Source organism: Actinomadura formosensis NBRC 14204 (assembly GCF_001552155.1).
GTDB lineage: Bacteria > Actinomycetota > Actinomycetes > Streptosporangiales > Streptosporangiaceae > Spirillospora > Spirillospora formosensis.
Genome location: NZ_BCQQ01000096.1, coordinates 18,667 through 28,821, shown reverse-complemented (window position 1 = coordinate 28,821; position 10,155 = coordinate 18,667). Strand labels below are relative to the sequence as shown.

8 protein-coding genes are annotated in these 10,155 nt (G+C 72.9%); 5 read left to right on the top strand and 3 right to left on the bottom strand.

The annotated features are described in order from the left end of the window. The 3 genes from AF1_RS22905 to AF1_RS22895 form a co-directional block, all read right to left on the bottom strand. On the bottom strand, positions 1-1,200 hold a 1,200-nt coding region (locus AF1_RS22905; protein ID WP_217999838.1), incomplete at its 3' end, for a DUF6493 family protein. Beyond that, positions 1,197-2,570 (bottom strand): SWIM zinc finger family protein, encoded by a 1,374-nt coding sequence (locus AF1_RS22900; RefSeq protein WP_067802969.1) that lies wholly within the window; start codon positions 2,568-2,570, stop codon positions 1,197-1,199. The genes AF1_RS22905 and AF1_RS22900, both read right to left, overlap by 4 nt. Before the next feature lie 48 nt (positions 2,571-2,618). Next, the gene (locus AF1_RS22895; RefSeq protein ID WP_067802965.1) at positions 2,619-3,860 is read right to left on the bottom strand and encodes a LeuA family protein; all 1,242 of its coding nucleotides are present in this window, start codon (positions 3,858-3,860) and stop codon (positions 2,619-2,621) included. Between the two features lie 63 nt (positions 3,861-3,923). Between AF1_RS22895 and AF1_RS22890 the strand changes: the two genes are divergently transcribed. The 5 genes from AF1_RS22890 (at position 3,924) to lon (ending at position 10,120) form a co-directional block, all read left to right on the top strand. Beyond that, positions 3,924-5,144, top strand: coding sequence for a citrate synthase (locus AF1_RS22890; protein WP_242608893.1), 1,221 nt, complete (start codon positions 3,924-3,926; stop codon positions 5,142-5,144). A 48-nt stretch (positions 5,145-5,192) separates the two neighbouring features. After that, positions 5,193-5,549, top strand: coding sequence for a hypothetical protein (locus AF1_RS22885; RefSeq protein ID WP_067802962.1), 357 nt, complete (start codon positions 5,193-5,195; stop codon positions 5,547-5,549). Between the two features lie 46 nt (positions 5,550-5,595). Beyond that, positions 5,596-5,919 carry a DUF3817 domain-containing protein gene (locus tag AF1_RS22880; protein ID WP_067802959.1) on the top strand — a complete coding sequence of 108 codons (324 nt, stop codon included), beginning with the start codon at positions 5,596-5,598 and terminating at the stop codon, positions 5,917-5,919. A gap of 74 nt (positions 5,920-5,993) precedes the next feature. Continuing rightward, complete coding sequence (locus tag AF1_RS22875; RefSeq protein ID WP_067802956.1) at positions 5,994-6,917, top strand: bifunctional helix-turn-helix transcriptional regulator/GNAT family N-acetyltransferase; 924 nt, start codon at positions 5,994-5,996, stop codon at positions 6,915-6,917. An 806-nt stretch (positions 6,918-7,723) separates the two neighbouring features. Continuing rightward, a complete protein-coding gene (lon, locus tag AF1_RS22870; RefSeq protein ID WP_067802953.1) occupies positions 7,724-10,120 on the top strand; it encodes an endopeptidase La in 2,397 nt (798 codons plus the stop codon). Positions 10,121-10,155 lie beyond the last annotated feature (35 nt).

The window sequence follows — 10,155 nt, the reverse complement described above, 5'->3', positions numbered from 1 at the left end:
GGCGGCCGCCTCGATCTCGCCGAACGCCTCCGCGACCGGCTCGCGCAGGGCTGCGGGCAGCCCGGCGGCGGCGTCCCGGACCTCCGCCCGCACGGACCCGCCCGCGTGGGCCGCGTGCCTGGCCGCGATCTTGACGGCGCGTTCCCGCAGGTCGAGGGCGTCGGACCCGAACACGGCGGTGAGGGCGCGCAGGGTGGGCTCGACCCGGTCGCGCCCGCGGGCCGTCCTGTCGAGCCAGGTCAGCGCGGCCCGGACGAGCTTCTTCTCCGGCCGGAACAGCAGGGCGCCGGCGGCCTCGCCGAACAGCTCGGCGTCGAGGAGCCCGAGGTCGTCGGCCCGGCGCACCTGCTTCAGCGCGAGATCCGCGACGGTCGAGGGAGCGGCCGGCAGCAGCCGGACGTAGTCGCGCACGCGGGCGGCCGTCTCGTCGTCGGTCGGCGCCAGCCCGTCGTGCAGCTGGGCGAACCAGCGGAGATTGCGTGCGGTGCCGCCCCGCAGGAAACGGCTGACGCAGCCGTCCAGGAGGGCCGTGCGGTCGAGCCGGCCGGCGCGGGCCAGAGCGGTGAGCGAGCCGGCCCAGGTGCCGCCTCGGGCATCGTCCCATCCGGCTCTCGCCCGGTCATCGGCGAGGGCGGCTCCCACCCCGTCCACCTCGAACAGCTTGGGGACGAGGGTGTCCAGGAACGGGTCCTCGGCGAGTTCGCGGGGACGTACGCCTTCGGTGGCCCAGCCCACCACGAAACCATCCGACACGGGCGGCCTGGCCCCCGCGGATCTGGTGAGCGCCGCCGCCATGTGCCACAGCGGCGAGTTGCCCTCCGTAAGGCGGATGCGGTCGGCGACACGGCGGGCGACCTCCGCGCGCCATTCGGCCGGACGGGCGGCCGTGACCGCGCACAGCGCCTCGCACAGGCCCGCATAGCGGTCCCTGCTCCACCACAGGCGCAGGTCCCTGCGGCAGAGCCAGGTGGCGGCGGCCACTACACCGCTGATCGTCCCCGCCCCGGCCACGAGCAGCGACTCCATCGCCTCCTGCCACAGGAACCCGTACTGCGACGCCGCGCGCATCTCCCCGATCCGTCCGGGGAGCTGCCCGGCGACGGTGCGGCGGGCGGTGTTGTCGAGCTCCATGACCAGGCGCGCCGTCGTGTCCCGGTCGCCGGCGTCGATCGCCTTCCGGATGTCGTCCCACGCGCTCATCGCCCGGCCTCCACGCGCACCTCGCGGCGGACGATGCGGGCGGCGAGCACGTGCTTGCACGGCCCACGCTCCCCTCGATGGTCGAACCACCACGGGCACGTGCACGTGACACGGTCGCCGTCGAAGCGGACGCGGCGCTCACTGCCGTTGCTCAGCACGGTGGCCGTGTCGCCGCCGGTGAACCGCACGGCACCGTCCTCGACGAGCGCGCGCGCCGAACGCAGCCGCGGGTTGAGGCCCGCGACACGCGCCGGGTCGTAGGGCAGTTCGCGGTGGAAGAACGCGGCCTCGGCGGCGTCGAAACCCACGCGTCCGGACGTCCCGAGCTGGATCAGCCCGGCCTTCGTCCGCGCGAGCGTGAGACCAGAGCGCTCGGCGAGGAGGCCGGGTTCGACACGCGGCTCGAAGGACAGCAGTGCCCCGAGCAGGTCGGCGTCTCCCGCCGCCTCGTCGGTCGAGATGGCGTCCAGCACGGCGCCCTCGCCGGAGAAACCACGTGAGTTCTCCGGCGACAGCGTCAGGATGTACCGCATCCCCGGGAGCTCCAGCTCCCAGGCGCTCGACACCGGCCCGCTGCCGCCGGTGACGGGCGGCCCGTAGACGCGCAGGGTTCTGGCGAAGCGGAGCAGCGGCAGCATCGTCCGCAGGCGGTCGGTCCCGGCCAGGCACACCGCCCCGGCGGCCGGACGGGTGGTGAGCCGCAGCGTACGGCCCGCCGGAACGGCCCACATGACCCCGCGGGACCCGCGGGGCAGCGACCGCAGGAACCGCACTGCGTCCGGCCCCCTCAGCTCGCCGCGCGGATCGAACCCGGCCGTGCTGACCTGCACCTCGGCGAAACCCCGGAGCCACCGGTCGGGCAGCGGCACCTTCTTCTCCACGACGGCGCCGTCCATGGTCGTCACGGCCAGTTCCCCGGCGCCCACCGCGAGATGCAGCGGATCGGAGCCGCCCACCCGGGCGAGGGCCTCCCGCAGCGGGCCGTTCACGTCCACGTTCGTCGTGCCGCGCTCGTGCATCTCGCCGTCCAGCGCGGGCTCCAGCACGTCCAGCCGCGCGTAGACGCCACCGCACGCGGAGAACGACTCCATCCGGATCCGGTCGCCGCCGCACGTGACGACCGGATCGCGGAACGCCGTGGGACGCGGCTGGAAGTACCGCGTCTGCGCGACGTCGGCCAGCGCGAGGAGCGCCGCCGCGGCCGGCGCCGCCTGGGTGAGCACCCCGCTGAAGAAGTGCGGATGCGCCCGCGGCCCGCCGGCCGTCGTCCCGCCCGACGTGGACAGGCCGAGTAGGCCGCCGTCCAGTCCGGACGGTCGCATGTACGTGTACGCCTGCGCGGCCCCCGCCGCCACCGTGCTGCTCGCCATGTCCGGGAACGTAGGGCACGCCCCCGACAAATCCGTCCGAATTCGCGATCAGGGGATTTGACCTGGGAAAAGGAGAGCGAGTTCGCGGGGATGGGTGGCGATGAGGCGGAGTTCGTCGTCGGTGAGCGGGCGGCCCGTCTGGGCGTTGCACAACTGGACGAGCTTGAAGGCGAGGTCCTCGTCGGCGGGCTCGATGCCCAGACCGTCCATGACGTGCCTGAAGCCCGCCTTGCCGCCGTACTCGCCGGTGAGCACGACGCGTCCGGGACGGGTGTGCCAGTCGTCCGGGAAGGGGCCGAGGGTCTCCTCGTCGTACAGCTCGTAGTTGCCGTGGTCCTTGAGCGCGCCGTCCGCGTGGATGCCGGACTCGTGCGCGAAGGCGTTCCGGCCCACGCCGACCTGGTTGTAGGGGAGCGGCTGGCCGAACGCGTAGCTCGCCCACAGCGCGAACCGCCGCGCCCACGACAGGTCGATCGGGTCGCCGATCTCGATGCCGCGATCCTCCAGCCCGAACCCGTGCCGGAACGCGAGGATGGTGGCCAGCAGGTCGGCATTGCCCGACCGCTCGCCGATGCCGTTTATGCACGTGTTGATCCACGCGTCCTGGCCGGCCTCCAGGTCGCCGAGCGCGCCGCTGACGGAGTTGGCCACGGCCAGGCCGAGGTCGTTGTGACAGTGGGTTTCGACCGGCATCCCTACGGCGGACGCCAGTTTGGCGAAGCGCTCCCTGACGCGGTCGGGCGTGTCACCGCCGATCGTGTCGCAGTACCGGACGCGGTCGGCCCCGGCCTCCTTCGCGGCCAGGGCGAACTCCTTGAGGAAGCCGTCGTCGGTGCGGGAACCGTCCTCGGCGTTGACCCCGACCGTCCGGGCACCGCCCGCCTTGGCCGTGCGGACGGCCGCGACCATCTCGCGGATGATCGCGTCCCGGTCGAGCCGGCCCCGGAACTTGTTCGCGATCATGTAGTCGGACGTCGAGATCGACAGGTTGTAGTGCGCGAGCCCGGTGCCGCCGGCCCGCACCTGGACGGCCTTCTCCACGTCCCGCGCGACGCCCCGGCACCAGCCCGACAGCCGCAGCCCGCCGAAGGCGCCCGCCGCCGCGAGCGCGATCTGCGCCCGCACGTAGGGAACCTCGTGGAACAGGAACGGGAAGCCGATCTCCGACTGCGCCACGCCGAGTCGTCCCAGGTAGAAGTTGACCATCGTCTTGCCGAACTTGGACAGCCCGGTCCGGGCCGTCTGGACGCCGTCGCGGTTGGTGACGTCCAGGAAGTGAATCTGGGGCATGTCCTCAGATTGACAGCGGAATCTATATGTATCAATATTGACGATAATCAATATTAAGAGGCGATGACGATGGAGAACCCGCAGGTCAGGGGTTGGATCGACGCCAAGACCGCCGCCGAGCGGCTCGGTGTGAAGCCCGCCACGCTGTACGCGTATGTGAGCCGGGGCGTCCTGCGCCGCAAGCACGCCCCGGACGGGCGCCGGAGCCTCTTCGACGCCGCGCAGGTCGAGGAACTGGCGCGGCGCGGGAAACCGCGCCGCCCGCCCGGCCCGGGAGAGCTGGCGATCGAGTCGGCGATCACCGCGCTCGGCGCCGACCGCCCGTTCTACCGGGGACGGGACGCCTTGGCCATGGCGGAGACCCGCACGTTCGAGGACGCCGCCACCTGGCTCTGGACGGGCCGCGACGAAGACCCCGGAGCCTGGCGGGCCCGGGAGGACGGTGTCGCCGCGGCCGTCGCCGCCCAGTCCGGGCTGCCCGCCGGTCTCCTCCCGCTCGACCGGCTCCAGTTGATCGTCACGGCGCTCGCCGCCACCGACCCGCTCCGCCACCACCTCGACCCCGAAGGCGTCACCGCGACCGGGCGGGCGCTGGTCGCCGGCCTCATCGAGGCCCTGCCCCCGGCCGGCGGCACCCCCGGCACGGGACGGGTCGCCGAGCGGCTCTGGGGCCGCCTGTGCCCGCATCCGCCCGAGCCCGGCGGCCTGCCGCGCGCGTTCGAGGCCGCCATGATCCTGCTGGCCGACCACGAACTGGCCGCCTCCACGGTCGCCGTGCGGGTCGCCGCGTCCGTGCGCGCCGACCCCTACGCGGTCGTCGCGTCCGGGCTCGGCGTCCTCAGCGGGCCCCTGCACGGCGGCGCGTCCTACGGTGCGGAACGGCTGATCGCCGAGGTCGCCGACCCGGCGTCCGCGTCCCGCGCGCTGGGCGAACGGCTGCGCGCCGGCGAGCGCGTCCCCGGCTTCGGGCATGGCGTCTACAAGTCGGGGGACGGGCGCGGCACCCTGCTGATGGACCTCATCCGGTCCGCGGCGCCCGGTCATGAGCGGCTCGCCGCCGCCGAGGCCGTCCTGGACGAGGCCGCGCGCCGCCGCCTGCCCCCGCCCAACATCGACTTCGCGCTGGCGACGCTGGGCGCGGTCGCCGGGCTCGTCCCGGGCGCGGGGGAGGCGATCTTCGCCGTCGCGCGCACCGCCGGATGGCTCGCGCACGCGCTGGAGGAGTACGGCCGGCGCGGCCCGCTGCGTCCCCGCGCCGTCTATGTGGGCCCGCCGCCGTCGTGAGACGGGGTCGGGGGCGCGGCCCGCGGAACCGGGGGTAGGCTCGGTGGCGTGCGACGGTTCCTCACCCCGGGCTGGCTCGGGCTCCACGCGCTCGCGATCATGCTGTGCGGCGCGTTCCTCGGGTTCGGCTGGTGGCAGTTCGACCGCGCCCAGTCCGGCAACGACCGCAGCTGGGCCTACACGTTCGAATGGCCGATCTTCGCGATCTTCGTGATCGTGATGTGGGTCAAGATGATCCGGGACGAGCGGGCCGGGATCAAGCCCGCGCCCATGGTGCTGGAGGAGCCCGCGGAGGCCGAGGTCAAGCGGGAGATCATCAAACGGCACGAGGAAGAGGACCCCGCACTCGCGGCCTACAACCGCTACCTCGCCCGGCTCAACTCCGAGGGCCGCGGACGCCGCTGACCCCTCCGGCGGGCGTCCCGGCCCGCTGAACGAAAGGTGTGCTCCTGTGGAAGGCGCGGTGACCAGGTACCGGATCCTGGCGCTGATCGTCGGGACCCTGCTGGTCCTGCTGACGATCGGGATGGTCCTGAAGTACGGGCCGACCGACATGCCGGAGATGGTGGCCGTCGTGTCGCCGATCCACGGCCTCTTCTACATGGTCTACGTGGGGCTCGCCTTCGATCTGTGGCGGCGCACGGACTGGCCGCTCACCAAGATGGTGTGGATCGTGCTCGGCGGTGTCGTGCCGCTGATGACGTTCTTCGTCGAGCACAAGATCGTCCGTGAGGTGCGCGCGCTGCCGCCGGCCAAGGCCGAAGCGAACGCCTGACCCCACCCCGGGGGCTGGCACATCACCTTCCTTCCGGCGTAACGTTTGACTCAGTCAAACGTAGGAGGCAGGGCATGGAGGCGACCCAGGAGGACGTCGGCACGGTCCGCGCGTTCAACCGCTTCTACACCGGCGTCATCGGGGTGCTCGGCGAGGGGCTCGTCCGGTCGCCCTACTCCCTCACCGAAGCGCGGGTGATCTTCGAACTGGCCCAGCGGACGGACACCGAGGTCCTCGCCCTGCGCCGCTCGCTCGGTCTGGACGCCGGCTACCTCAGCCGGATGCTGGCCCGCTTCGAGGCCGACGGCCTCGTCGTCCGCGAGCGCGCCGCCGGTGACGCCCGCCGCCAGATCGTCCGGCTGACGCCGCGGGGCCGCGAGGTGTTCGCCATGCTGGACGAGCGGACCGTCGCCGAGATCCGCGGCCTGCTGGACGGGCTGGCTCCCGGTGACCGCCGCCGGCTGCTCGCCGCGATGCGCACGGTCCACGCCGTCCTCGGCGACCGCCCGCGCCCGGACGGTGTCGTGCTGCGCCCGCTGCGTCCCGGCGACCTCGGCTGGGTGGTGGAGCGCAACGGCGCCCTCTACGACGCGGAATGCGGCTGGGACCGCACTTACGAGGCGCTGGTCGCCTCGGTCGTCGCCGGCTACGTCCGCGACCACGACCCGGAGCGGGAGAACGCGTGGATCGCCGAGTCGGACGGCGTCCGGGTGGGCGGTGTGTTCTGCGTCAAGCGGGAGGACGGCGTCGCCCAGCTCCGGCTGCTGCATGTCGAGCCGGACGCCCGCGGCATGGGGGTGGGGGCCGCGCTGGTCGACGCGTGCGTCCGGTTCGCGGCCGAGGCCGGCTACCGCGAGATCATGCTGTGGACGACGGCGCTGCAGCGTCCGGCGCACCGCCTCTACGAGCGGGCCGGGTTCGTCCTCGACGAGGAGGAGCCCCCGGCCGAGATGTTCGGGGACGTGGTGCACGGCCAGGTCTGGCGCAGGAAGCTGTGAACCGAGGCCCGTGGAGGGTGTCGCTCTTCCACGGGCCTCAGTTTCGCAGCGATCCCTTACTGCGTTGGCGGCCGGGACGGGGGTCGGACGAAGTTCCGGCCGCCTGTGCCTACCGGCGTGACGCCGGTTGTTGTGAGGGCTGATTCCCACCTCCCCTCCGGTCCGGCCGGGCGGGGGTGTGACGGCCCGCCCGGCGAGGGGGGAGAAACGCCACGGGGGCGGGGGGCGCCGGGGCCCGGGGGAGGCCGATGCGCGGGGCCGGTCCGGTACGGCCGAGGGCCCGAGGTGTGTCGCGGCGCGCCGCCGCCCCGGTACCCGCTGGGGGACGGGGTCCGCCGGGGCGGAGCGCGCCGCGAACGTCCTCGGCCGTACGGACCGGGCCGCGTGGGGAGAGGGAGACGAGAACAGGCGGGGCCTCGTGCTCGGTGCGTTCTGTGCGCCGCATCCGGCCCCTCCTACGTTTCCGGCCCGGGACTTTGCCGCCCCGAGAACCCTTCGTTCACCCTGAGTCACGAACTCGTTGCTTTAGGTACCCTTCCGTCATGCGCATGTAAACGCGTTCCGAGTAAAGAATCAAGATCGCGAAGCGGCCTTTACCTGCGCATTGCCCGCCCGGCCCGCCGAACCGGGGAACGGGCGCCGGCGGCCGGCCATCCGCGCGAGGCGGGCGGCTTCGTCCGCGGAACCGGCGGTGGCGGGTGATCGCTGAGAGCGAACGTTGCTGCGGAAACAAAGTTGTGCTCCGTTTTCTTGAGTGTGTATGACTCAACTTGAGATTGGGTCTGCGAACGGACTTGGAGCTGAGCATGAGCGAAACCCTGACGCTGCCGGTGCTGCCCCTGGAGGACGGGGTCGTTCTGCCCGGCATGGTGGTCCCCCTGGACCTCTCCGGGAACGGCGAGGTGCGGGCGGCCATCGAGGCCGCGCGGGCGGTGGCCGAATCCACGGGCCCGGGCATCCGGCCGGCCGGCAAGCCGCGGGTGCTGCTGGTGCCCAGGCTGAACGGGCGGTACGCCGGCGTCGGCACGCTCGGCGTGATCGAGCAGGAGGGACGGCTGCCCGGCGGGGAGCCGGGCGCGGTCGTCCGCGGCGTGTCGCGGGTGCGGATCGGCACCGGGACCACGGGGCCGGGCGCGGCGCTGTGGGTCGAGGGGACCGTGATCGAGGCGCCGCCGGCGTCCGGGCGGGCCCAGGAACTGGCCAAGGAGTACAAGGGCCTGGTCAGCGCGATCCTGCAGAAGCGCGGCGCGTGGCAGGTCGTGGACGTGGTGCAGCAGATCGACGACCCGTCCACGCTGGCCGACAACGCCGGATACGCCCCGTACCTGACGGACGAGCAGAAGATCGAGGTCCTGGAGACCGTCGACGTGGTGGAGCGGCTCACCCTGCTGATCGGGTGGACGCGTGACCACCTGGCCGAGCTGGACGTGGCGGAGACGATCCGCAAGGACGTCCAGGAGGGCATGGAGAAGACGCAGCGGGAGTTCCTGCTGCGGCAGCAGCAGGAGGCCATCCGCAAGGAGCTGGCCGAGCTGAACGGCGACCCCGCCGACGAGGAGGACGACTACCGGGCCCGGATCGAGGCCGCGAACCTCCCGGAGAAGGTGCGCGAGGCGGCGCTGAAGGAGGTCGACAAGCTGGAGCGGTCGTCCGACGCCTCGCCGGAGGGCGGCTGGATCCGCACGTGGCTCGACACGGTCCTCGACATCCCGTGGAACGACCGGACCGAGGACGCCTACGACATCGCGGGCGCCAGGGAGATCCTGGACGCCGACCACGCCGGGCTCGATGACGTGAAGGAACGCATCATCGAGTACCTGGCCGTCCGGAAGCGGCGTGAGGACCGCGGCCTGGGCGTCGTGGGCGGACGCCGTAGCGGTGCGGTGCTCGCGCTGACCGGTCCTCCTGGCGTGGGCAAGACCTCGCTTGGCGAATCGGTCGCGCGGGCCATGGGACGCGAGTTCGTCCGTGTCGCCCTGGGCGGCGTCAGGGACGAGGCCGAAATCCGGGGGCACCGCCGTACCTACGTGGGCGCCCTCCCCGGACGCATCGTCCGTGCCATCCGGGAGGCCGGTTCGATGAACCCGGTCGTCCTGCTGGACGAGGTCGACAAGGTCGGTGCCGACTACAGGGGCGACCCGACGGCGGCGCTGCTGGAGGTCCTCGACCCCGAGCAGAACCACACCTTCCGGGACCACTACCTGGAGGTGGAGCTCGACCTCAGCGACGTGCTGTTCCTCGCCACGGCGAACGTGGTGGAGGCCATCCCCGGGCCGCTGCTCGACCGGATGGAGCTGGTGGAGCTGGACGGCTACACCGAGCACGAGAAGGTCACGATCGCCCGCGACCACCTGCTGCCGCGCCAGCTCGACAAGGCCGGGCTGGAGGCGTCCGAGGTGGCGTTCGGCGACGACGCGCTGCGGCTGCTGGCGGCCGAGTACACCCGCGAGGCCGGCGTCCGGTCCCTGGACCGCTCGATCGCGCGGGTCCTGCGCAAGGTCGCCGCGAACGTGGCGCTGGAGAAGGCGGCGCTGCCCGTCCGTATCGGCGCGGACGACCTGAAGGACTACCTGGGACGGCCCAGGTTCACCCCGGAGGTCGAGCTGAGCCGCAACGAGCGCCGCACCGGCGTGCCGGGTGTCGCGACGGGCCTGGCGGTGACCGGCGCGGGCGGAGACGTCCTCTACATCGAGGCGTCGCTGGCCGACAAGGAGACCGGTGACACCGGCGTGACGCTCACCGGGCACCTCGGCGACGTCATGAAGGAGTCGGCCCGGATCGCGCTGTCCTACCTGCGCTCGCGCGGCGCGGAGCTGGAGCTCCCGGTCGGCGACCTGAAGGACCGCGGCGTGCACGTCCACGTGCCCGCCGGCGCGATCCCGAAGGACGGCCCGAGCGCCGGCATCACGATGACGACGGCCCTCGCGTCGCTGCTGTCGGGACGGCCGGTCCGCGCGGACGTGGCGATGACCGGCGAGGTGTCGCTGACCGGGCGGGTGCTGCCGATCGGCGGCCTGAAGCAGAAGCTGCTGGCCGCGTCCCGGCTCGGCATCACCACCGCGATCGTGCCGAAGCGCAACGAGCCCGACCTTGAGGACGTCCCGGCCGAGGTGCTGGAGAACATGACGGTCTTCACCGTCAGCGACGTCCGCGAGGTGCTGGAACTGGCCCTGGAGCCGGCCACCACCCCCGTGGCGGTCTGATGCCGTGAGAACGCCCGCGCCGGGTGGCGCGGGCG

What these genes read in the sequence shown, in the direction of transcription:
- lon (WP_067802953.1), top strand. Translation starts at nt 7,724, where the DNA reads ATGAGCGAAACCCTGACGCTGCCGGTGCTGCCCCTGGAGGACGGGGTC.
- AF1_RS22895 (WP_067802965.1), bottom strand. Translation starts at nt 3,860, where the DNA reads ATGCCCCAGATTCACTTCCTGGACGTCACCAACCGCGACGGCGTCCAG.
- AF1_RS22875 (WP_067802956.1), top strand. Translation starts at nt 5,994, where the DNA reads ATGGAGGCGACCCAGGAGGACGTCGGCACGGTCCGCGCGTTCAACCGC.
- AF1_RS22900 (WP_067802969.1), bottom strand. Translation starts at nt 2,570, where the DNA reads ATGGCGAGCAGCACGGTGGCGGCGGGGGCCGCGCAGGCGTACACGTAC.
- AF1_RS22890 (WP_242608893.1), top strand. Translation starts at nt 3,924, where the DNA reads ATGACGATGGAGAACCCGCAGGTCAGGGGTTGGATCGACGCCAAGACC.